We start from the raw sequence: 24,184 nt of genomic DNA on the forward strand, positions 1-24,184 counted from the left end.
TTATTTCAATAAGCCTATTTCACGCAAACGCTGCATTAAATAATCATCGGCAGTAATAGGCTCATAACGACAAGGGTTGTCGCTAGTAACGCAACTGGCTAACGGATCTATTAATACATCCGGATTAAAATGCAAAAAGAACGGAATAGAATAGCGTGACTTGCTGCTGTACGGTGCCGGCGGATTCACCACCCGGTGGGTGGTAGAAGGTAATACGTTGTTGGTTAGGCGCTGCAACATATCACCCACATTACAAATAATGGCGCCTTCAATAATAGTTACAGGTATCCAGCTACCATCGCGTGCCAGCACTTCCAGGCCAGGCTCGCGCGAGCCAACCAGCAAGGTCAGTACATTAATGTCTTCATGGGCGCCCGCACGAACCGAAGGCGTGCCTTCGTCCACAATTGGCGGATAGTGCAACGGACGTAAAATAGAATTCCCCATATCTACGCGGCTGCGGAAGAACTCCCGCGACTGGCCCAAATACACAGCTAAGGCATCCAATACCTGGTTGCCCAGCATATCCAAAGCCTTATAAAGCGCCAGCATACGGGTTTTAAACTCAGGAACTTCTTGCGGCCATACGTTTGGCAGCAACTGCGAAAATGGTGGTTCACCCTCAATTTCACGCCCAATATGCCAAAACTCTTTTAGGTCGACATGCTTGGCGTCTTTCGCAATTTCCGTTCCAAACGGCGTGTAACCGCGGGCGCCGCCCTGTCCTGGTTGATGGTATTGCTGTTTGGTTTCGGCAGGTAAGGCGAATAATTCGCGACTGATATCCAGCGCACCGTGAATAATGTCGATGTTGATACCGTGGTTGGTAAGCGCGACAAAACCATTGCGCTCGTAACCTTCACCTACGTTCTGCGCGAAGATTTCAAAATCAGCCTCATACTGGCTCATATCTATGTGTGGAATGGACTTCATAACCTTACCTGAATGCAATCTGTAAACGGACGCCTATGCTATGAATTTCGGCCTTAAACAACAAGCAAAATTATGTATTTCGTAAAGCTCTTGTAAAGCCCCGAACCTTAATCGATAGCCTCCAGTCCAATGCCGCGGACACTACGAATTTTTCGTAACGCAAGGAGTACCTATGTACAAAAATAAATTTCGTTTAAGTGGCAGCGCTGCAGCAATTTTAGCATTGAGCACCACCGCCTTTAGTGGAACTGTTTTGGCCGAACAACAGCCTGACTTCAACTACATTGGCGTAGCCGCGGAAAACAATAACGAGTATAGCGGTTCAGACACGGGCTTGCGATTCGAAGCTAGCTATGAACTTCAGGATCGTTACTTCTTATCCGGCTATTACCGTACCCTGGGTAACAATGGTTTCAGTAATGACGACTTCAACAGCTTTGCTGTGAAAGGCGGTCGTTACTTTGGTTTGGCCGACGGCCTTACCGCTGATTTCTCTGTGAAAGCCGGTAACGTTGACTATGATGTTGACGATTCAAACTTTTACGGTATTGAAGCAAACTTACGCCAACGGATTGGCATGTTTGAAGTTCACGGTGGTTTAGGTTGGGTTGATTACACCGACGGCGGCACTGACACTCAATACATTGTTGGTGGCCGTGCCTTCATCACGCCAGCATTAGCTATTGGTGTTGATTTCAACGACTCTGAATTTGGTGAAGGTTGGTTACTGACCGCCCGTTACCACTGGTAATTTTGTAAAGCAGGAGTTTCTCCAAGCTTAGCCTCGCTCCCGCGGGGCTTTTTTTTTGCCCAAAAGTTATCAACAAAAGCGCAGGTAACGGCATAATATATTCCACAAGATTCTGAGCTAAGCTCTACTACCGCACGCCAATAAAAGCTATGCTGATATTCTAAACTTCAGCAAGGTGCGTAACTTCTTATGACTTCGAATGTGTCAGCAAAACTTCCCGAATTCATGCAGCTCTACCGGCAACTGGTAGCACAACCCTCAGTGTCCTGTATTGACCCGAAATGGGACACCAGCAACAAAGCTGTGATTGACCTGCTGGCAGGTTGGCTCAAACAACTGGGCTTTCAGTTAGAAGTGAATGCTCTGCAGGGGCAACCGCATAAGTTTAACTTGCTGGCCAGTTATCGTCCTGACGGCGTTCAAGCCGGTGGCTTGCTATTGGCCGGGCATACCGACACTGTACCCTGGGATGAAGGCCGCTGGACTCGCGATCCTTTTACGCTAACTGAAGCTGACAACCGGTTGTATGGCCTCGGCAGCGCCGACATGAAAGGCTTTTTTGCCTTTGTACTGGAAGCGATTCGCCAGTTGGATTTAACCAAGTTAACCAAACCGCTGTATATTTTGGCCACCGCCGACGAAGAAACCACCATGGCTGGTGCTCGCGAGCTCGACAAATACCCGGATTTAAAACCGGAATTTGCCATTATTGGCGAGCCCACCAGCATGACTCCGGTAGTGGCTCACAAAGGCCATTCCACCGAGGCAATTCGAGTAGTTGGTAAAAGTGGCCATAGCTCGAATCCGGCGGCTGGGGTAAATGCTATCGAAGTAATGCATGCGGTAATTAGTGAGCTACAACAAGTACAGCAGAGCTTTCAAAAGCGCTATACCGACGACTTATTCGCAGTGCCCTACCCAACTATAAACTTCGGCAACATTCATGGTGGCGATGCCGCCAACCGTATTTGTGCTTGCTGCGAAATGCACATAGACATACGCCCACTGCCGGGCATGGCCTTACCTGAAATGTACGATTTGCTGAATCACCATCTGGCCCAGGTGAATCAACGCTACCCCAATGCAGTAAGCCTGCATCATTTGCATGAACCTATTCCGGGCTATCGCTGTGATACCAACAGCGCCATAGTGCAATTGGCTCAACAAATTAGCGGACAAACAGCCGAGCCCGCGAATTACTGCACCGAGGCCCCTTTTGTGCAAGGGCTGGGTTGCCAGACTATTGTGATGGGGCCAGGCTCTATTAATCAGGCGCATCAGCCCGACGAATACATAGAGCTAAGCCAGATAAAACCGGCGCAACAGCAACTGGAAACTATGATCCGCAAGGTGTGTGGCGGCTAACAGGCCCTTTATTTAAGCAATCTGGCAACCGGCGCGAAGCTGCGTCGGTGAATCGGACTCACGCCATGTTCTTTCAGTAAGGCCAAATGCAATGGCGTCGGGTAGGCTTTATGTCTGGCAAACTCATACTGCGGATAGTGCTCGTGCCAGGCCAGCATTTGCCGGTCACGTTCTACTTTCGCCAGTATTGATGCCGCCCCAATACATTCTTCCTGCATATCACCACCAACTATCGCTTTGGCGGGCATACTTAACTTAGGCACTCGATTACCGTCTACCAGCACTAAACTCGGGGCAATTGGCAATGCCTCTATGGCTCGCTGCATAGCCAGCATAGATGCCCACAGAATATTAATTTCATCAATTTCGGCCGGGTCACACTGGGCAATACTCCAGTACAGTGCCCGCTCTTTTATTTCTTCATTAAGCTTTTGGCGCTTCTTTTCACTCAACTTCTTTGAGTCGGTAATACCGGTAATGGGATCATCCGGGTTCAAAATCACCGCAGCAGCCACTACCGGCCCGGCCAATGGCCCACGCCCAGCCTCATCAGTTCCACAAATCATGACAACTCTTTTGCTCTCTAGGGGTATTTAGGTATGATACCTTGGCATTCAAAATAACAACAAACAAACTACAAAAATAACAAGGGAATCTTATCTCATGTCGCAATCATCGCAAACGGCCGACAGCTGGCTCAATCGTATGCTCGATCGGGTTGAGCGAGTAGGTAACAAGCTCCCCGACCCGGCCATGATGTTCTTTGGCTTACTTCTTATTGTCTGGGTTATTAGTTTCTTTCTTTCTGGTGTCACTTTTGACGAAGTGCACCCGCTTACCGGCGAGCAAATCAGTGTTGTGAATTTGCTTAGCGGCACCGAAATGGCTGACTTCTTAGCCAACATGGTGAACACCTTTATGGGCTTCGCGCCCTTAGGTGTGGTGTTAGTAGCCATGCTGGGTGTTGGTGTAGCCGAGCGCAGTGGCTTCATTAATGTAGCTATTAAACTGATGCTTAATGTTACCCCGAAGATGCTGCTAACCCCGGTATTAATTCTGGTAGCTATTGTCAGCCACACCGCAGTTGATGCCGGTTACGTGCTGGTAATTCCACTAGGTGGGGTTATCTTCTATGCTGCTGGTCGACATCCACTGGCTGGTATTGCGGCCGCTTTCGCCGGTGTTTCCGGTGGCTTTAGTGCCAACTTTGTGCCCTCGGCTATTGACCCGTTAATTCAGGGTTTCACTCAAACCTCGGCGCAAATGCTGGACCCGAATATTCAGTTAAACCCGTTGAATAACTTCTACTTCACCGCCTTATCTTCCATTGTTGTGGTAGCCATTGGCTGGTACCTAACCGACAAAGTTATTGAGCCGCGTTTGCAAGGTGCTGAGATTGACGGCGACCAGGAAGACATGCCGGCACTAGACGATGTAACACCACGTGATCGCAAAGCCTTTTATTCTGCAGTACTGACCATGGTGGTAGGTTTAACCCTGTTGTACCTGGCCGCAACCGCAGAAAATACACCGCTGGCTGATGCAACTGGTGAACTAGCTTCGTTTACCGCACCCTTAATGCAGTCCATTGTTCCGCTAATTTTCCTGCTGTTTATTATTCCGGGTGTGGTTCATGGCTTTGTTGCCGGTACCTTCACGAATTCGCAGGATGTTGTGAATGCCATGACCAAGTCGATGGAAGGCATGGCTTACTACATGGTTATGGCGTTCTTCTGCGCTATGTTCATTAAAGCATTCGGTGATTCACAACTTGGTACCTTACTGTCAATTAAAGGCGCCTCAATACTCCAGAGCTGGGCCTTGCCGGGCAGCATGACTCTGGTTGGCATTGTGTTCCTGGTTGCCTTTATTAACCTGTTTGTTGGCTCCGCCTCAGCCAAGTGGGCGTTGCTGGCACCTATATTTGTACCAATGCTGATGCAACTGGGCTTTTCGCCGGACTTAACTCAGGCTGCGTACCGCGTGGGTGATTCCTCCAGTAACATTATTACGCCACTACTACCCTACTTCCCGTTAGTCGTGTTGTATTGCCAGCGTTATGTGAAGAATACCGGCATTGGCTCACTGGTGGCATTAATGCTGCCATACTCCATTAGCCTGCTAATTATCTGGTCAGCATTCTTAATCCTGTACTGGACGCTTGGCGTAGCCTTCGATATTCCACTTGGAATTCAGGCTACTTACGATTACCCACCGGCGGGCTAAATCATGAGCTATCTAACGGATAAAACCATTTGGTTAACCGGTGCCTCTTCAGGCATCGGTTTAGCGCTGGCCCGCGAGCTGGCCAACTACGATGTGCGCTTAATCTTAACGTCGCGACGTGAGGATGCTTTAGAAGAAGTACGCAAAAGCTTACCAAACAGTGACAAGCATCAAGTGCTGGCCTTAGATTTAAGCCAGCCTGAGGAAGCTATGGCAGCGGCTACCAAAGCCCTGGGTGACACTCAAATTGATATCCTGATCAACAATGCCGGCGTTTCCCAGCGCAGTTTGATTCTGGACACCGACTTGAAGGTTTACCGTCAGCTCATGGAGATTGACTATTTTGGGGTGGTTGCACTCACTAAGCTGGTATTACCTAGCATGGTAGCGCGCCAATCAGGCCATATAGTCACTGTATCCAGCGTAGCCGGTAAAATCGGTACTAAGCTGCGTAGTGGCTACTCAGGCGCGAAGTACGCCGTACTGGGCTTTATGGACAGCCTGCGCGCAGAAGTTGCGGCTGATAAAATTAGCTGTACTTCTATTTTGCCGGGGTTTATTAATACGCCGGTGGCACACAACTCGTTAACTGGTGATGGTTCCGCCTTAGGCGAGCCGGATCAGGACAATGCCAGCGGTATGTCGGCGGAAGACTGTGCTAAGGCCATAGTGAAAGCCATAACCGCCCGTAAAGACGAAGTTGTGGTAGGCAAAGGTTTGAGTAAGCTGGCGCCGCTTATTCAACGTATTTCGCCCAGCTATGTGCGAAGAATGATCGCCAAGCTGTAACTTACCCAGCTATAAAAAAACGCCCATACCGGGTTACTGGTATGGGCGTTTTTTTTCAAACAGATTCGTGAAGAATACTGCTTACACCATATGCACCAGCATACTGGTTGGGTCTTCCAAAAACTCCTGCCAGCGCTTGTTAAAGCGGGCAATAGTTCCGCCATCAATAATGCGGTGATCACCAGACCAGCTTGCCGTCATCAGCTTACGTGCTACCACGTTGCCATTGGCATCAAAGCGCGGTAATTCCTGCACCTTGCCTAAGGCCACAATAGCCGCTTCCGGCTTATTGATAATTGGCGTAGCTACAGTGCCGCCAATAACGCCGATATTCGAGATGCTAATAGTGCCACCTTTCATATCTGCCTGCGCCACTTTGCCTTCGCGAGCCGCAGTGGTTAAGCGCGTTACTTCGTTGGCCACCTCAATAATGCTCTTGTTTTGTACCTGCTTAATATTAGGTACCAACAAGCCAATTTTGGTGTCCACAGCCATACCAATGTTGTGGTCATCAAAGTAAGTAATTTCGGTGCAGTCGTCGTTCACCTGCGCATTCATTAGCGGGAATTCTTTCAGTGCTAATGACAATGCCTTGATGAAAAACGGCATCATAGTAATGCGCACGCCTTCGTCCTGATACCGTGCTTTCAATTGGCGTTGCAGCGCAATCACGTCGGTCAGGTCAAACTCGTCGGCATAGGTAAAGTGCGGAATGGTTCGTACCGATTCCGCCATAGCTTTGGCCATAGCCGCCTTCACGCCGCGAATAGGTTCAGTGCGCTTGCCGCCCTGGGTTGCTGCCGGCTTCGTGCTTTCGCTTGCAGTAGGCTTCGAAGCACCGCTTTGGTAATTCTCGATATCTTCTTTCATGACTCGGCCCTTCTTACCTGAGCCTTCCACTTTGCTGATATCAATATCCATTTCGCGGGCGCGGCGGCGTACTGCAGGGCTAGCCACAGCTTTACCCTGACGGGCTGCTACTGGCGGCTCGGCCTGACCACCGGCAGATTTGCTGGTGTCCGTTGCTGCCTTGCTACCTGACTGCGAGCTAGCTTCGCTCGAATCCGAGTCAGAATCACCACTGCCGCCAGCTACGGTTAATGCAAATAACGGTTCGTGAACTTTAGCAACATCGCCTTTAGCGTAATAAAGTTTTTGTACTACACCGTCGTCTTTGGCCGGAATTTCAACCATGGCTTTGTCGGTCATCACCTCAACCACCGGCTGATCTTCTTTCACTTCGTCGCCTTCAGCAACCAGCCATTCCACAATTTCACACTCAACAATACCTTCACCAATATCTGGCAAAATAAAGTCGGTAGTGGTGCTGCCACCTTTTTTCGCTGGCTCTGGCTGAGAATTTTGCTGCTCTTCCTGCTTTGACGAAGGTGCCGGGTCTTTGCTTACTGGCTTGGCTTCGGCTTCGGACTCATCACCCGCGCTTTCAATGGCAAACAAAGGCTCGTGAACCTTGGCAATGTCGCCTTTGGCATAATAAAGCTTCTTCACTACGCCATCGTCTTTGGCCGGAATTTCAACCACGGCTTTATCGGTCATTACTTCAACCACCGGCTGATCTTCTTTAACTTCATCACCTTCAGCCACTAACCATTCAACGATTTCGCATTCAACAATGCCTTCGCCAATGTCAGGTAGAATAAAATCTTTGCTCATCGTAGGCGCTCCGTTAGTAGTTCATTGAAGCTTTAATCGCTTCATAAACTTTCAAGTGATCCACGAAGTATTCTTTTTCATGGGAGAGCGGATACGGTGTATCCAAACCACACACCCGGGCAATTGGAGACTCCAGGTACAAGAAGCAGCGGTCCTGAATGGTCGCCGCTATTTCGCTGGCAAAACCACCAGTTAATGGCGCTTCCTGAGTGACCAGTAAACGACCTGTTTTGGTAACAGATTTCGCTACGGTTTCTATGTCCCAAGGTAAAATGGTACGTAAATCAATAAGCTCACAAGAAACGCCGTCTTTCTCAGCCATTTCCGCCGCTTTTTCGATCATCTCAACCTGAGCGCCCCAGGCTAGCAAGGTAATGTCAGAGCCTTCTTTCATCACGTCTGCTTTGCCAAGTGGGATGGTGTATTCCTCTTCCGGCACTTCGCCAACTGACGCACGATAAATGCGCTTAGGTTCCATAAACAGAACCGGGTTTGGATCGAAAATAGAGCTCAGCAACAACCCTTTTGCTTCATACGGGTTACGCGGCATCACAATTTTCAAGCCTGGCGTGTGTGCGAAATAAGCTTCTGGTGATTGCGAGTGGTAATGACCACCAGCAATACCGCCGCCGTATGGCGTACGAATAGTTAAGCCACCAACATTGAACTCGTTACCTGAACGGTACCGGAACTTGGCTGACTCGTTCACAATTTGGTCAAACGCCGGGAAAATATAATCACCGAACTGAATTTCAGCAACGGCGTAGCTGCCTTGAGAAGCCAGGCCATTCGCAAATCCTAAAATACCCTGCTCAACCAGCGGTGTATTAAAGTTGCGGTGCTTACCATACTTTTCAGTTAAGCCTGAAGTAGCACGGAATACGCCACCGAAAGAACCGGTGTCTTCGCCAAAGCTATATACTTTGTCATTTTTTGCCATGGCCAAATCTAACGCATTGTTGATGGCCTGGAGTAAGTTCATTTTCGCCATTAGTCCTGACCTCCCTCAATACGACCCGATGTTTTCGGATAAGCATCCGGGTACTTCTGAATATGTGCTTTCAAGTCGCGCAACTGCTGTTGCAGCTGGTCGTGAGGTTGGTCATACACATCTTCAATAATTTCATCAATGTGCGGCACTGCTACTTTTTCAGCTTTCTTCAGTGCAGCCAATACAGCTTCTTTCTTCTGCTGATAAATTTCGTCCGCTTTTTCCTGCGTCATCCAGTCTTTGCTCAGCAACCACTTTTGCAAGCGCTCCAGTGGATCTTTGGCACGCCAACCGGCTTCTTCATCACGCGTACGGTAACCCGTTGGGTCATCCGAGGTTGAGTGACCGGCCATACGATAAGACATACCCTCAATAAGTACTGGCTCATTCTCTTCAACCGCAAGTTTACGCGCCATTTGCGTTGCTTTTAGCACCGCCATAATGTCGTTGCCGTCAATACGAATAGTCTTCATACCATAGCCAACACCACGTGGGGCAATACCGTCACCGGCAAATTGCTCGCCCTGAGCTGGGGTTGAAATGGCATAACCGTTGTTACGGCAGAAGAAGATAACTGGCACTCTATACACTGCGGCCATGTTTAATGCGGCGTGGAAGTCACCTTCCGAGGCAGCACCTTCACCGAAGTAGCAAATAGTACACTTGCCGTTTTTATCCATTTTCTGGCCGTAGGCGTAGCCTGTGGCTTGCGGAATCTGGGTAGCTAGCGGTGACGCAATGGTCATGAAGTTCAAATCAGCGCAACCATAGTGCACCGGCATTTGACGGCCTTTGCCCAGGTCCTGCTCGTTCGAGAACAGCTGATTCATAAACTGCTCTACAGTAAAACCGCGGTAGGCCAGTGAACCTTGCTCGCGATACTGACCCATGATCATGTCTTCGTCGTCCAGCGCCGCAGCCGAGCCAATGCTCGCTGCTTCTTCACCTAATGAAGACAAGTAAAAGCTGATACGACCCTGCCGCTGGGCGGCGATCATGCGCTCGTCCAACACCCGGATAAATTGCATGGTGTCGAATATTTTCAGCATAAGTTCTTTATCGAACTCAGGTAGTTCAGCATCTTTATGTAAGGTGCCGTCTTCTTTGAGTATTTGTAGCATTGGAATTTTCAACGCAGAACCATCAATAAATGACGGCTTGGTTACTATTTCCAACTGGTGTTTTTTGTCCTTCGCCATAACCTTCTCTTATAAGAATAATCGTGTGTAGACGGGGTGGTCGTTAAATTGCGCTCACTTTACCTGCAGGTTTACCCACATGCAAACACCGCCGCAGTGAAAAAACCTGCGGCAGTTGTAAATTTCAGGTAACAAACAAAGGTTAGACCAGCTTCAAACGACTCGCTGGAATTTCAGCTACTAGCAGCAAGGCACGCTGGCCAATTTTGACTTTCGCATTTGGAAATACAATGCGTTCGCCTGCCGTTTCAATACAGTGCTCAGTTTCGCCATCAGTTGCCAGCACATAACCCTGTTCAAATGGCGTGAAATTGGCAACATCGGTTGGAAAGTGTAACTGAAAGTCTTCGTGCTGGCGGTCAATGACTCGTGTTACCTCGTAAATTTTTAGCTGGTTAGCATCAAACTCTGGTAACTGCAGGTCATGTTGATTAATTAACTCACGCAAACCCTTATCAGCGCTCGCAAACCGGCTCATGTCGTTTTCACCAAACGGCTTCACTTTACCCAATTCAACAGTAAAAGCATTTGCCTCAAATTGCTCGGCACTGAAATAGGAAAACGTGGTGGTTGCGCTTTGGCTTAGCAACACCGCTTCAATGCCGCAATGATTCAAAAAGCTCAACTCATTCTTTTTATAAGGTTTGCCGTGCGTAAACGGATGCACCGCAAATTTTTCGTGCATGGAATCGCGAATTGCAGTGTGTAAATCGTAATGAAAGCGTTGACGTTTAGTACCTGTTGCTTCGTCATAAAAGCGCTGCACGTAATATTCTAGCTTTTGCGCACGTTTATGCTCGGCAGTGTTGCCATTCGCATGAGCACCACTGAATAAGCGATTCATGTTCTCGTCAACAAACCGCGTACCGTTATTGATAGCGTCCGGGTTAGCAATCAATAACATCACCCGGTGAGCAGGTACTAAATCACCAGCGATAATGTCATGAGCTATATCCCGCACCATCTCTATAGGCGCGGTTTCGTCGCCATGTACGGCACAAGATAAAATAATATCCTTACTACCAGGCTTCGGTGGGTGCGCCACCATGACACCTGAATCCCATATTTCTACGGTAACTTCGTTTTCCAGGGTTAATGTTTGCTCACTGACACTGCCGGGTTGCGTTTCCCGAGTCCATTTTAAAAAGTCAGACCATTCTAATTCCACTGGTTACTCCTGTTGTTGCTTTCCTGGCACCAGGCCTTTAGTTGCAAGTAGCGAGCGCAAAATACGCGAGCGATACTCACGGCGGTATAACACCCATACCACCAGTAAAGTGGTGCCAATAAAAAAGAATGGATGAATAAACCACATTAAAAAGGCTAAGGCGAAGTAGTACGCTCTTAAACCGTTATTGTATTCGTGACCGGCTTGATCCAGCACTTTGGCTGAGTGGCGAACATACATATCGCGCTGCTCTTCAGTATAGTCGGGGCTACGATATTGTGGCGCCACTCCCATTAACACCGACACAAAACCAAACTGGCGTATCGCCCAGGTAAATTTGAAGAAGGCGAACACAAATATCAGCGCCAACAGAAATAGCTTCACCTGCACTTTTTCAGTGCTGGTAACCGCGGTAAAAGGAATCGACTGAAGCACCACCATTAGTTTCTCAGCTGACGCCAGAACGGTTAGCACACCAGCTAGTACCAGAATGGTGGAAGAAGCAAAAAAGGTAACCGTACGTTCAACATTCCCTAACAAAGCAGCATCGGCAATTTGATGATCTTTGCGGGTTAAGGTAGCCATCCAGTCAATGCGCAGTTGACGCAAAATACTCGATAAACTGTGGGTTGTACGGGCGCGCTTGCGAGCGAAGGTGGTATAGCCATACCAGCATACAATAAAGATACCCAGCGCTATCCAGTCCAGGTATGAAATAGCCATAATAGTGTTCTCGGTCGCCACGGCGCTGCCTCTGTCTCTTCATTCAGGTTACATTGTTCATGCGATGAACAAATTAAAACGGCGGTATCAGAAAGACAATCGCGGGCACTTTTGACCAAAGTACCCGCGCTAGTGACTTTAACAACTATAACAACAGATGTTTACTATTTTATGACAGTTTTCTAGACTTTGCCTGCGCCATGGTCTTCTACCAGAGTGCTCTCTTTCGGTGGCGGTGGCGCCATTAATCCGTACCAGGACAGCATAGTACGAACGCCACGTTTGAAGTCATCCAGAATCAGGTACAAGCAAGGTATCAGCAACAGTGTAATCACGGTTGCGAACAAAATACCGAATGCCAGTGACACCGCCATTGGAATAACAATTTTCGCCTGCAGACTTTTCTCCAGCACTATTGGTAACAACCCGAAGAACGTCGTCAGTGAGGTTAAGATAATGGCCCGGAAACGGCGCACCCCGGCATCAACCACCGCCTGGCGTAATTTCACACCATCTTTGCGAGCCTGGTTAACGTAGTCCACCATCACCAGGGAGTCGTTTACCACCACCCCGGCCAGGGCAATAATACCAAACAAGCTTAAAATACTAATTGGTATGCCCAGAATCAGGTGACCAAGTACCGCACCAATCATACCGAAAGGTATTACCGACATAATAATCAGCGGCTGGCTGTACGACTTCAATGGAATAGCCATCAGCGCGTAGATGGCAACTAACGCAAACATAAAGCCGTATTGCAGCGAGTTAGTCGCTTCTGCTTCGTCCTGTGACGCACCTTGTAGCTTGTATTCAACCGACGGATATTTATCCAGAATCACCTGAATTTTTTCCGACGTAATGTCTTTCACAATCGACGAAGGTTCTACCTTCTGCTTATCAACCCGAGCACGCACGTTCACCGAGCGTTCACGGTCAATGCGCGTAATGGTGTTGTAACCAGTGCTGAATTCAACTTCGGCCAGTTCAGTAAATGGAATTTCGGCACCACCTGCAGTACGTAAACGCATGCTTTCCAAGCTGCCCACCGACTGACGCTCTTCCAGCGGATAGCGAACCATAACCCGAACTTCTTCATCATTCCGTTGAATTCGCTGCGCTTCAGCACCATAGAATGCATAACGCACCTGATTGGCTAAATCGGCCAAATCAATGCCCATAGCATTCGCCAGCGGCTTCAGCTTCAGAATAATTTCTTCCTTGCCCTCGCCAAAGGTATCTTCAATATCGAACACACCGTCAAACTGACGGAGCTCAGCTTTCAAATCATTGGCGGCAGAAGACAGCTCCGTTAAATCTTCACCCGTTAGCTGAAACTCGAGATCAAATGCATTACCACCGCCAATACTGCCACGGAAGTTTAATGCCTTAACCCCAGCTAACTCAGGAACCTGTTCACGCCAGCGGTTCACAATATCAAAACCGTCAATTTCGCGTTCTTCACCTTTGGCTAACTCAGCAAACACAGTGCCACCAGAGGTTCCGCTTAACCAAATATTGGTATGACGAATCACCGCTGCACCATCTTCATCCACTATTTCAGCGTCTACATCGCGCAGTGCCTGCTCAACTTTTTGCACCACTTCAATAGTGCGTTGTTCAGAGCTACCTGGCTGCATTTCCACATTCGCCTGAATAAAGTCGCTTGGAATATCCGGGAAGAATACCCAGCGCACGGCACCACCAGCAATTAAGCCAATCATCAGAACGAACATGGCAATGAAAGTCGCCAATGTGGTGTAACGGTAGTGCAAACATTTTTTCAAAAACGGCCGGTACTTGGTTTTCACAACGTACATTAAGCCGTCTGAAATTTTATTTCGAAAACGCTGGAATGCATTGGCCTTTTCACCACGGCCTTTGGAATATTTCATGTTGGCTATGTGCGCCGGAAGAATCAGTTTTGATTCCACCAGTGAGAATGCTAGACATAAAATAACCACCCAGGCGATAGATTCCCAAATAGCGCCCATGCCGCCGTCTACCATCAACATTGGTATAAAGGCCACCATAGTCGTCAATACCCCAAAGGTAGCCGGAATGGCAACACGCTTGGCACCCTTAACAACGTTGTCTGTGGTTTTACCGTGCTTTTCTATTTCCGAGTACGCACTTTCCCCTATGACTATGGCGTCATCCACCACTATCCCCAGTACTAGTATGAAACCAAATAGGGAAATCATATTGATGGAGATATCGAACATGGGTAGTGGCATTAACATAATGGTGCCAAGGAAACAGATTGGAATACCCAGCATTACCCAAAACGCCAGGCGCAGTTGCAGGAACAGCGCCAGCATTATAAATACCAGGAAACCGCCGGAAACCATGTTGCCGGTCATTAAATCCAAACGCCCTTGCAAGTAATACGAACTATCACCCCAATGCGCTATTTTAACTGCCGAAGGCAATTCACTCTGCTTACGGTCAACGTAGTTGCGCACGACTTCGGCAATTTTTAAATCGTTCTGGTCGCCAACTGAGTCAACCCTTACAAAGGTGGCTGGTTTGCCGTCAAAGCGGGTGAAGTTTTCAGTTTCCACAAAACCATCACGAACCGTAGCAATGTCAGCCAGCGTTAAGCGGGTGCCGTCTGGATTGTTAATTAGAACTATGTCTTCAAATTCTTGCCCGATGTACGCCTGATTACTGGTTCGCAGCAAGATATCGCCGTTTGGCGTTTTAATGGAACCGCCCGGAATATCAACTGAAGTACCACGCACGGCAGCAACAATTTCCTGGAAGGTTAGGTTATAACGCTGTAAATCCTGTTCGGAAATTTCAACGGCAATTTCGTACTCACGCGAGCCTACGACTTCAACTTTGGTAATACCGCCAATAGACTTCAGGTCGTCGCGAACGTCTTTGGCCAGTTCTTTCATGGCAACTTCATCAATATCGCCGTATACCGACAACCAAATCACCTGCCGCTGCGGTCGCACACGATAAATCACCGGATTCTCGGTTTGCTCAGGCATGCTGGCAATACCGTCTACGCGCATTTTCACTTCGTCCATGACCACTTGCGGATCGTAGCCGGATTCAACCTCAATACTTAAGGATGCTAAACCTTCCCGCGCGGTTGAAGTCACTTCTTCAATACCGTTCACATCTTCAATAGCATCTTCAATACGAACAATAACGCCCTGCTCAACTTCTTGCGGCGCGGCCCCCTGGAATGGCACCTGAATACTAATAATATTCAGCTCAACTTCCGGGAACATCTGCTTGCGTACTTCCTGCACAGCAAACAAACCACCAATGATAATTAAGAACATCAGTAAGTTAGCTGCAACCGTGTTATTCGCGAACCAGGCAATGAGTCCGGTTTGCTTTTCACCCGGGACTTGCGGTTTAGTAGTGCTCATACGTAAGTCCTCTTAGTTACCGATTAGGGTTTCGTCTGAACTAGCTTCCGGCTCTTCCGTTGCTGGCAGCGGATCGCCCTCCAAACGCACTTTCATTCCCGGTAACGGGTTAGCCAATTGCGTTAACATAACCTTGTCACCACGTTTTAAGCCGTCACTTACGAAAACGTCGTTGGCATCAGTTCGGCGCACATTCACTTTAACTTCGTGGATTTTACGCTCGTCATCTACCACCCAAACGGTTCCTTTAGAAGTTAAGGCATAACGTGGCAGCACAAATACATTGGTTGCTTCATTACCGGCCACAGCCGCCTGCACAAAGCGACCAAAGCGCAGTGGTACCGAATGCGTCTGACCTTCCTGATTGTAAGGGTCTCGAACTTGCACTACCCCATAAATAACACGGCTATTAGCATCCAAAATGCCTTCGCTGCGAACCAGCTTGCCAAACCATTCTGTTTGCTGGCCGGCAATGTCAGAGACAAATTTCACATCAGGTTCAGCCGTTAACTCAGCACCTTGAATAGGTAGATCAAGGTAGGCTAAATCACGATCACTCAAAGGTAAGCGAATCTCGGCCACTTCGGTACCCAGAATCATGGCCACCTGCGAACCCACGCCGATATACTGGCCAACATCTACACTGCGGCTACGCAGCAGTCCGTCGAATGGTGCGCGAATAGTGGTTCGCTGTAAGTCTCGCTCGGCTTTCTGCAAGCGTGCTTCGGCCGATTCAACAGTAGCTACTGCACTGGCAACCTGCGGCTCGCGCAAGCCCAGCGATGGAATATTGCCCTGTTCAATACTAGCCCATTCTTCTTTGGCAACCTGTGCCCGTGCCAACTCTTCTTCTAAAGCTGCACGCGCCTGAGCAAGATTCGCTCGTGCTTCTTGCACCATTACCCGATAGTCGGACTGGTCGATTTGCACCAGCATATCGCCTTCTTCGAAAAATCCGCCCGCCACGAAGTTATCGGCTAACTCCATCACCCGGCCACCTACCTCGGCAACCAGCGACGTTTGATGACGCGGTTCCACAGTACCTTGTGAGGCAACCTGAAAACGGATGTCCTGCGGCGCTACTTCCATAGTATCAACCAATACTGCCGGTCGTTCGTCCTTGTTTTGCTCCGGTGGTGCTTTAGTCGCCCCAAGCACTACTGCCACGATAATGGCAAACAGGATAATGAGAGGAGGTAAAAAGGCGCGCTTCTTAATAGCCATAGTATATGTCCTGAACAGATGTTTCGTATTCGTTCGAACTGAGCTGGTAAATCATCTAGCAGCAAAGTTCATGCATGGATACTATTATGCAACCTACAGCCGCAAGATGTTACCGCCAATGTGTTGCTATTTGTAAGTGCCCCACCCTAACTTGTAAATCCATGTTACATAAAGGGACTTTAGCGGTTTTGCCGCTGGCAATTTGTTGCCGTCAAAATTTTATCCCTCTCGAAAAAAGCCGAACAAGATACGATGCAAGTAATTGATTCAAAATACATTAATATACAGTGGCAAGGTTTTTGCTTAAAGCATTCCATAAACTGATAGAAAAATCAGAACCAAGGAACAGCAATGCAAAAAACAACAGCGCTACGCACTCAGGCCCTTAAATCAATGAACGGCGACTCGCTGGTGAGTATTATCTCAACCACGCACGAGGTGCAGTCACGCCATCACAGTTTGCTGGAAAGTCTGCAAACTACCTTAGAGCTTGAACAACTGTTAAGTATTTTCGCCCAACACATTGTGCCTATGCAACTTTGTAGCAGTTTGCGCTTTGTCACTGACGACAATGCTTTCACCCTGTTGCACAATCAGGCCGCCGAGCAATCCGATGGCGATATTCATCAGCATACCGCCTTGCTGTACGCCGACGACTTATACCTTGGGCAACTGGTTTATAATCTGCGCCGCCCCTTAAGCGCGGCAGTGCGCCGTACGCTGGACGGTTTACATCGCCAGTTAACTTTCCCCTTACGTAATGCCATGGCGCATGGACAAGCCCGTCAGCAAGCAATTCGTGATTATTTAACCGGACTTGGCAATCGTAGTTACCTGGAAGAAGTACTGCAGCATGCCATTTATCAACAACAACGTATTCAAACCCCGTTTGGTATGTTGCTGTTAGATCTGGATGGCTTTAAAGCCGTTAACGATAACTTGGGTCATCAACATGGCGACGAGGTACTCAAAAGCTTCGGTACTTTGTTGCGTGAACACTTACGTGACTGTGATCAGGTGTTCCGGTTCGGGGGTGACGAGTTTGTTATTCTGCTGGAAGACACGTCGTTAGTTGGCGTTCAGTATGCCTTCAGCCGCTTACAGAACGCTTTACAGCGCAATACCGGGTTAGCTCCGTACAATTTAACCATGAGCGCGGGAGCCGTTATGTTAGGCGCAGATGATAGCGTTCATTCGGTACTGCAGCGTGCCGACGAAGCCATGTACAGTGCAAAAAACAACGGCAAAAATCAGCTTTGTTGCCGCTGTAAATAAAGACCAAGCAGAATCGCACCTAGCCCAATCAAGGTGGTTAGTTGAATGGTTTCGCCAAGCACTAGATAAATGAGCCCCAACGAGGCCACCGGCGACAGAAAAATCAGCGCAGATACCTGCGCTGAGCTCACGGCCAGCCGTAATGCGCTAAGCCACAATAAAAACGTGAGCCCCATTTCAAACACCCCAACATAAATGGCTGCCAGATACACCGGGTTCTGCCAGTGCGGCCACTGTTGCGGCCATATCAGCTCGGCCAGCACCAGTACCAAAAAGCCAATCACAAAACACCACAGCAACGCATGGCTGGGCGCGTCGGTATTACGCGTATTGATTAACCAGTAACTGGCCCACAGCAAGGTACTTACCAAGGCCAAACTTATTCCAAACCAGTTGCTGTCCGCCAGCGACCAGTTCCCGCCGGTCGCAATAACCACCACTCCACTATATGCAATGCCCAGCGCACAAAGTTCACGCCGGCTTAATTTTTGGCCCAGCACCGGAATGGCAAGTAAACTGTAGGCCATTGCCCAACTGTAATTAATCGCCTGTGCCTGCTGCGCCGGTAGCGCATCGTAGGCCATAAACAGCACCCAGTAATACACCGCCGGATTCAACACACCCAGCAACAAGTACTGTCGGGGAGAAGCACGCAAAGCTTGCCAGGCGGCAGGCCATTGCCGTTTTCGGGTAATAACGCCAGCAAAAATGAACACCGATACCAAACTGGCAATAGTTACCAGTTGGCGCGGGGTTAAACCGGTCAATGCGAGTTTGAAAGCGGTAGCCACAGTAGCCCAGCAGGCCACCGCAATAAGCCCGAGCAGCATGGCGCGGGACTGATTTTTTGGCATCATTAAACTTAGGTTCCGCGGTTGGAGCTTAGCGTTCGCGGGTAGTCACCACCAAATGGCGGCTACGGGTTCGCGACAGCACATAGGGCCCCCAACCAACCTGCGGCTGGGCGTCATTAGTAGTAAATAGCATTTGTTGGCGCATTTGTTCCAGTTGCGCCTGGCTAGGCATACTCACCTGTTGCTGCTGCAACCACTGGCGCAAAATAGCCCGCTGAAAGGATTCGCTATGCTGTTTTAAGGAATCAACCGCCAACGCACCTTCGCTATTGGTTAATTGGGTAAGCTCAACACTCAGTAATTCTTCCAGCAACGCTTGTTGTTCAGCGCATAAGGCAGCGCTACGCAATACGCTTTGACCAAATTGCGGCCAGCGCTGCTCCAGCGTTGGAATTACGTCGTGACGTAAAAAGTTACGCTCAATACGGGTATCCAGGTTAGTTTCGTCTTCTATCCAGAACAACTGGCGTTGTTCGGCGTAGCTATAAATATCGGCCTTACTTACCTGCAACAATGGCCGCCACAGCCGTCTGTTGCCGGTAAAGTCCGCCACTTCGCCCATAGCCGCAAGCCCTTTGGGCCCGCTGCCACGGTTCAGCTGTAACAGAAAGGTTTCAATTTGATCATTGCGGTGTTGGCCGAGCAGAATAAGTGCATTGTTATCAGTAAGTTCGCTCAGGCGTTGATAACGTAACTGCCGGCCCTGTGCTTCTTTGCTTTGACGCTTACCCAGGGGTACTTCAAGCGGTTCCACAATCACCGGGAACTCACGGCGCTCGGCATCCGCTTTAATTTGTGCGGCCCATTGAGGTGAATCCGGGTGAAAATGATGATCCAAATGAATGGCTAAGTAACGGTATTCGGGGTGGTATTGGCGAAACCGGTCGAGCAAATCCAGTGTACTTTGTGAATCAGCCCCGCCGCCAAGCGCGGCAACCAATTGGGTGTTGGGTGCCAGCGACAACTCCAGCAGGCGTTGCGAAAAACGCGCATAAATCTCGTCTGCTAAAGCCGTCGCCATAATCTTTTAGAGCCTTAAGTTAGCAGTAGCCGTAAGACATCAGCTTCGCGTAACGCTGTTCCAGCAATTCTACTTTGTCTAATTTACCCAGCTCGTTCAAATCGCCCAGAATCTGCTTTTTCAAACGTTTGGCCATTTCTTCCGGATCGCGATGGGCACCACCAAGCGGCTCAGCCACTATCGCATCAATTAAGCCCAGCTCTTTACTGCGCTGTGCGGTTACACCCATAGCTTCTGCTGCCAGCGGTGCTTTCTCGGCGCTCTTCCATAAAATAGAAGCACAACCTTCCGGCGAAATAACCGAGTAGGTACTGAACTGCAACATGTTAACCCGGTCGCCCACGCCAATGGCCAGGGCTCCACCGGAACCGCCTTCACCAATAACGGTACAAACAATCGGCACCGTCAGGCGCGCCATAACTTTCAGGTTACGGGCAATAGCTTCACTTTGGCCGCGTTCTTCAGCGCCAACGCCAGGATAAGCACCCGGAGTATCAATAAAGGTGACAATGGGCATTTTAAAGCGCTGTGCCATTTCCATTAAGCGCATTGCTTTACGATAGCCTTCAGGCTTCGGCATCCCGAAGTTACGACGGATTTTTTCTTTGGTTTCGCGGCCTTTTTGCTGGCCAATCACCATAACCGGCATACCGTCTAAGCGCGCAGTACCACCAATAATAGCTTCGTCATTCGCGAACGCCCGATCACCGGCCAACTCGTCGAAATCAGTGAACATGTTAGCAATATAGTCCAGCGTGTAAGGCCGTAATGGATGACGCGCCATTTGCGCGACCTGCCAGGCACCTAAATCCGAGAAAATTTTCTCGGTAAGTTGCACCCGCTTTTCCTGCAAGCGACTAATTTCATCTTCCAGACTGATATCAAAATCACCTTTCTCACCAACGTTCTTAAGCTCGTCAATTTGTGCTTGTAACTCGGCAATAGGCTGTTCGAAATCTAAAAATTTAAGGCTCATCGCGTTACCATTTTGTTAAAATTCGAGGCTGACCTGCTGTTTTTCCAGCAAAGTTTCTACATCATGCAGTAATTCATCGGTTGGCGTTACAAACCATTCATGGCTTGCTGCCAGTCTAATTTTTGCGTCATCACGCTGATAGTCTATAAATACCGGACACGCACCGCCACTGTGTGGCTGTAAGGTGGCTTCCAGACGCTTCAGAAAAGCTTCATTACATAAATCAGCACTTACCTGCAGTGCTAACCCTTTGGTATAAGCTTCCCGCGCTTTCACTATCGTTTTTACTTCTCGGGCGGTCATTGTATTGCTACCGCTGTAATCATCAAAGCTGACCTCTCCCTGCACCCACAGAATTTGGTCTTTCATGAGCAGCTGTTCATACTGCTCGTATTCTTGCGAAAACAACCGTACATCAAGTCGACCGCTTTTGTCATCTAAGGTAATAATAGCCCATCGGTGACCTTTTTTATTGGTCAGTATGCGCACATCAATAACCAAACCTGCTACCCGGGTAACTTGATCACGACCAGTTGTCGTTACATCCGCTAAGGTTCCGGCCACATAATGCTTGAGTTCGCGCCGATAACGGTTGATCGGGTGGCCAGTTAAATAAAGCCCCAGCGTTTCCCGTTCGCCGTCTAGCCACACGGCTTCAGACCATGGGGTTACTTTGGCAAAGGCATGTTCTACTTTTTCCGACTCTGTTGCCAATACGCCAAACAGGTCGTTTTGCCCTATTTCTTCGGCTCGCGCGTGCTGCTCGGCCTGGCGCATAGCTTTCTCTAAGCTGGCAGTTAGCGCGGCACGATGCGGGCCAAGGCTGTCCATGGCGCCAGCACGAATCAAACGTTCCATTACGCGGCGATTCAAACGTTTAAGGTCTACCCGGCAACAGAAGTCGAACAAATCTTTGAATGGCCCGTCGGCGCGTGCTGCCAAAATAGCTTCAATAGGCGCCTCGCCTACACCTTTAATAGCACCAATGCCGTAAACGACTTGTTGGTCTTCATCTACGGTAAAACGATATTCGCCCTTGTTCACGTCCGGCGGTAACAAGGTCAGCCCCAGTCGGTGGCATTCATCCACCAGGGTTACAATTTTGTCGGTATTATCCATATCAGCCGACATTACCGCCGCCATAAACTCGGCCGGGTAATGGGTTTTCAGCCATAAAGTTTGATAGGAAACCAGTGCGTAAGCAGCCGAGTGCGATTTGTTAAAACCATAACCCGCAAATTTTTCTACCAGGTCGAATATCTTAATGGCCAGTTCAGGATCAATGCCATTTTGCGCAGCGCCTTCTTCGAATATCGCCCGCTGCTTTTCCATCTCTTCCGGCTTCTTCTTACCCATGGCACGCCGTAACAAGTCAGCGCCGCCTAGGGTATAGCCTGCTAATACCTGTGCAATCTGCATAACCTGTTCCTGGTACAAAATAACCCCGTAAGTGGGCTCCAGAATAGGTTTTAAGCTGTCATGCTGGTATTGCGCGTCCGGGTAAGACACCTGCTCACGACCGTGCTTCCGGTCAATAAAGTTATCCACCATGCCTGATTGCAATGGCCCGGGTCGGAACAAGGCTACCAAAGCAATAATGTCTTCGAAGCTATCGGGTAACAGGCGTTTAATTAAGTCTTTCATACCCCGCGATTCCAGCTGGAATACGGCGGTGGTATTACCCTCTTTTAATAATCTAAAGCAGGTAGAGTCATTCAGCGGAATAGCGTCTATGGCAATAGGATCGGCGTCACGCTTAGCATTCACCATTTCCAGCGCCCACTGGATAATGGTGAGGGTACGCAGCCCCAGGAAGTCGAACTTCACCAACCCAGCGGTTTCCACGTCGTTCTTATCAAACTGAGTAACCGGGTTATTACCCTCTTCGTCACAATACAGCGGCGAAAAGTCAGTGATTTTAGTGGGGGCTATAACTACCCCACCGGCGTGCTTACCAGCATTACGGGTAACGCCTTCTAAAATGCGCGCCATATCAATCAGGTCTTTAACGTCTTCATCCTGATTGTAGATTTCGCCTAACTTAGGTTCTACTTCAAAGGCTTTCGCCAGCGTCATTCCCGGGTCCATTGGCACCAGCTTGGAAATCCGGTCAACAAACCCGTATGGATGCCCCTGCACCCGGCCAACGTCGCGAATCGCGGCTTTCGCAGCAAGGGTTCCGAAAGTAATAATCTGAGATACCGCTTCACGGCCATAAAGATCGGCAACGTGATCAATCACTTCGTCACGGCGATCCATGCAGAAGTCGATATCGAAATCGGGCATGGATACCCGTTCCGGATTCAAAAATCGCTCGAAGAGCAAGTCCAGTTCCAACGGATCCAAATCGGTAATTTTAAGCGCGTATGCAACCAGTGAGCCCGCACCCGAACCCCGGCCCGGCCCTACCGGAATGCCGTTGTCTTTACTCCACTGAATAAATTCCATTACGATCAGGAAGTAACCTGGAAAACCCATTTGGTTAATAACGTCCAACTCAATTTGCAAACGCTCGTCGTACTCAGCCCGATTTTGTTGGCGCTCAGTAGCATCGGGGAATAAATGTTGCAGCCGCTCTTCCAGTCCTTCCTGAGACTTTTTAACTAAAAAGTCGCCCGGGGTCATACCGCCGGTTGGGAATTCCGGCAAAAAGTATTCGTCTAACCGCACGGTCACATTGCAGCGTTTGGCAATTTCAACGGTGTTAGCCAGCGCTTCCGGGATATCTTCGAACAGGCTTTGCATTTCAGCCGGCGAGCGCAGGTATTGCTGCTCGCTATATAATTTCGGTCTGCGCCGGTCATCCAGCGTATAACCATCGTGAATCGCAACGCGGATCTCATGTGCCGCGTAATCTTCACGATGCAAAAACACCACTTCGTTAGTGGCCACCACTGGGGTATCTGTGGCTGCAGCAAGTGCAACCGCAGCATGTAACTGGTCTTCTTCCTGAGGTCTGCCGGTGCGCGATAACTCCAGATAAAAACGGTTTGGGAAGTGCTGCTGATAAAAGCTCAGCGCCGCTTCTGCTTCGGCAGTTTTTTGCTGCACTAACAAGCGTCCAATATCACCCTGCAAGCCGCCGGAAAGCAGCAATACGCCATTGCTATGTTCTGCCAACCAGGCTTTATCAATACAAGGTCGGCCTTTTACATGACCACGTAAATAAGCTCTGGAAATGAGCTGGGTGAGTTGTTGGTAGCCATCGTTGTTCATGGCCAAAGCAGTTAAACGAAACGCAGGCTCATCGTCACCGTCCAGTACCCATAAATCCACCCCAACAATTGGCTTTAAACCATGCTTGTGCGCCGTACGATAAAACCGCACCAAACCACACATATTCATTTGGTCAGTCAATGCTACCGCAGGCATATCAAGACCGGCCACAGCCTCACACACAGGGCCTATTTTCGGCAGTCCATCGACCATCGAAAAATCGCTGTGTAAGCGTAAATGAATAAAAGTGGCATTCGCCTGTTGCTGGTTTTCGCTTGGCATGTCGACTGGCATCTGGTTGGTAATTATTTTTATCCTCAGAAAGACGTTTTATTCTGCCTGAAGTAGGTGCTGATGTCATGTGCAATTGCGCACGCTACAGCTCAGCAATGCACTATTTTAGGTAAAAAAAA

The 24,184-nt window shown here is 49.0% G+C and carries 18 protein-coding genes; 5 read left to right on the top strand and 13 right to left on the bottom strand.

Features of this window, described 5'->3' with window-relative positions; genetic code table 11:
* Nucleotides 1-933, bottom strand: a complete 933-nt coding sequence (locus tag CCE91_RS07725; RefSeq protein ID WP_086434610.1) for an isopenicillin N synthase family dioxygenase — start codon at nucleotides 931-933, stop codon at nucleotides 1-3.
* A 172-nt stretch (nucleotides 934-1,105) separates the two neighbouring features.
* On the opposite strand from CCE91_RS07725, the gene CCE91_RS07730 reads away from it, so the two are divergent.
* Together CCE91_RS07730 and argE are read left to right on the top strand one after the other, a co-directional pair.
* Complete coding sequence (locus CCE91_RS07730; protein ID WP_086434611.1) at nucleotides 1,106-1,684, top strand: hypothetical protein; 579 nt, start codon at nucleotides 1,106-1,108, stop codon at nucleotides 1,682-1,684.
* 189 nt (nucleotides 1,685-1,873) lie between these two features.
* Complete coding sequence (gene argE, locus CCE91_RS07735; protein ID WP_133307046.1) at nucleotides 1,874-3,049, top strand: acetylornithine deacetylase; 1,176 nt, start codon at nucleotides 1,874-1,876, stop codon at nucleotides 3,047-3,049.
* Nucleotides 3,050-3,057: 8 nt separating this feature from the next.
* On the opposite strand, the gene rnhB is transcribed toward argE, so the two are convergent.
* Entirely contained in the window at nucleotides 3,058-3,615 is a 558-nt protein-coding gene (rnhB, locus tag CCE91_RS07740; RefSeq protein WP_086434612.1) for a ribonuclease HII, read from the bottom strand.
* A gap of 97 nt (nucleotides 3,616-3,712) precedes the next feature.
* Here rnhB and CCE91_RS07745 point away from each other — a divergent pair, with 97 nt between their 5' ends.
* Both CCE91_RS07745 and CCE91_RS07750 read left to right on the top strand, forming a co-directional pair.
* Nucleotides 3,713-5,275 carry an AbgT family transporter gene (locus CCE91_RS07745; RefSeq protein ID WP_086434613.1) on the top strand — a complete coding sequence of 521 codons (1,563 nt, stop codon included), beginning with the start codon at nucleotides 3,713-3,715 and terminating at the stop codon, nucleotides 5,273-5,275.
* A gap of 3 nt (nucleotides 5,276-5,278) precedes the next feature.
* The gene (locus CCE91_RS07750; protein WP_086434614.1) at nucleotides 5,279-6,064 is read left to right on the top strand and encodes an SDR family oxidoreductase; all 786 of its coding nucleotides are present in this window, start codon (nucleotides 5,279-5,281) and stop codon (nucleotides 6,062-6,064) included.
* 81 nt (nucleotides 6,065-6,145) lie between these two features.
* On the opposite strand, the gene CCE91_RS07755 is transcribed toward CCE91_RS07750, so the two are convergent.
* The 7 genes from CCE91_RS07755 to CCE91_RS07785 form a co-directional block, all read right to left on the bottom strand.
* The gene (locus CCE91_RS07755) at nucleotides 6,146-7,738 is read right to left on the bottom strand and encodes a dihydrolipoyllysine-residue acetyltransferase (RefSeq protein WP_086434615.1); all 1,593 of its coding nucleotides are present in this window, start codon (nucleotides 7,736-7,738) and stop codon (nucleotides 6,146-6,148) included.
* A 13-nt stretch (nucleotides 7,739-7,751) separates the two neighbouring features.
* Entirely contained in the window at nucleotides 7,752-8,729 is a 978-nt protein-coding gene (locus CCE91_RS07760) for an alpha-ketoacid dehydrogenase subunit beta (RefSeq protein ID WP_086434616.1), read from the bottom strand.
* Nucleotides 8,729-9,928: a thiamine pyrophosphate-dependent dehydrogenase E1 component subunit alpha gene (locus tag CCE91_RS07765; protein WP_086434617.1), complete on the bottom strand. Its 1,200-nt coding sequence runs from the start codon at nucleotides 9,926-9,928 to the stop codon at nucleotides 8,729-8,731. Before CCE91_RS07765 ends, CCE91_RS07760 begins: the two co-directional genes overlap by 1 nt.
* A gap of 142 nt (nucleotides 9,929-10,070) precedes the next feature.
* Nucleotides 10,071-11,096 carry a succinylglutamate desuccinylase gene (astE, locus tag CCE91_RS07770; protein ID WP_086434618.1) on the bottom strand — a complete coding sequence of 342 codons (1,026 nt, stop codon included), beginning with the start codon at nucleotides 11,094-11,096 and terminating at the stop codon, nucleotides 10,071-10,073.
* 3 nt (nucleotides 11,097-11,099) lie between these two features.
* Nucleotides 11,100-11,840: a DUF599 domain-containing protein gene (locus CCE91_RS07775; RefSeq protein ID WP_234996283.1), complete on the bottom strand. Its 741-nt coding sequence runs from the start codon at nucleotides 11,838-11,840 to the stop codon at nucleotides 11,100-11,102.
* 161 nt (nucleotides 11,841-12,001) lie between these two features.
* Entirely contained in the window at nucleotides 12,002-15,205 is a 3,204-nt protein-coding gene (locus CCE91_RS07780) for an efflux RND transporter permease subunit (RefSeq protein ID WP_086434619.1), read from the bottom strand.
* Between the two features lie 12 nt (nucleotides 15,206-15,217).
* Nucleotides 15,218-16,429: an efflux RND transporter periplasmic adaptor subunit gene (locus tag CCE91_RS07785; RefSeq protein ID WP_086434620.1), complete on the bottom strand. Its 1,212-nt coding sequence runs from the start codon at nucleotides 16,427-16,429 to the stop codon at nucleotides 15,218-15,220.
* A gap of 351 nt (nucleotides 16,430-16,780) precedes the next feature.
* Between CCE91_RS07785 and CCE91_RS07790 the strand changes: the two genes are divergently transcribed.
* Nucleotides 16,781-17,704 carry a GGDEF domain-containing protein gene (locus CCE91_RS07790; RefSeq protein WP_086434621.1) on the top strand — a complete coding sequence of 308 codons (924 nt, stop codon included), beginning with the start codon at nucleotides 16,781-16,783 and terminating at the stop codon, nucleotides 17,702-17,704.
* Here the strand turns inward: CCE91_RS07790 and CCE91_RS07795 are convergent.
* The 4 genes from CCE91_RS07795 to dnaE are packed head-to-tail and all read right to left on the bottom strand — an operon-like array spanning nucleotide 17,680 to nucleotide 24,053.
* Nucleotides 17,680-18,561 carry a DMT family transporter gene (locus CCE91_RS07795; RefSeq protein ID WP_234996284.1) on the bottom strand — a complete coding sequence of 294 codons (882 nt, stop codon included), beginning with the start codon at nucleotides 18,559-18,561 and terminating at the stop codon, nucleotides 17,680-17,682. The genes CCE91_RS07790 and CCE91_RS07795 overlap by 25 nt on opposite strands.
* Before the next feature lie 25 nt (nucleotides 18,562-18,586).
* Nucleotides 18,587-19,579, bottom strand: a complete 993-nt coding sequence (tilS, locus tag CCE91_RS07800) for a tRNA lysidine(34) synthetase TilS (RefSeq protein ID WP_086434622.1) — start codon at nucleotides 19,577-19,579, stop codon at nucleotides 18,587-18,589.
* 19 nt (nucleotides 19,580-19,598) lie between these two features.
* The gene (gene accA, locus CCE91_RS07805) at nucleotides 19,599-20,555 is read right to left on the bottom strand and encodes an acetyl-CoA carboxylase carboxyl transferase subunit alpha (protein WP_086434623.1); all 957 of its coding nucleotides are present in this window, start codon (nucleotides 20,553-20,555) and stop codon (nucleotides 19,599-19,601) included.
* A 15-nt stretch (nucleotides 20,556-20,570) separates the two neighbouring features.
* On the bottom strand, nucleotides 20,571-24,053 hold the full coding sequence (gene dnaE / locus CCE91_RS07810) for a DNA polymerase III subunit alpha (protein WP_086434624.1): 3,483 nt from the start codon (nucleotides 24,051-24,053) through the stop codon (nucleotides 20,571-20,573).
* Nucleotides 24,054-24,184: the final 131 nt, after the last annotated feature.

The sequence above is a fragment of the Pseudidiomarina planktonica genome (assembly GCF_900177775.1).
Taxonomy (GTDB): Bacteria; Pseudomonadota; Gammaproteobacteria; order Enterobacterales; family Alteromonadaceae; genus Pseudidiomarina; species Pseudidiomarina planktonica.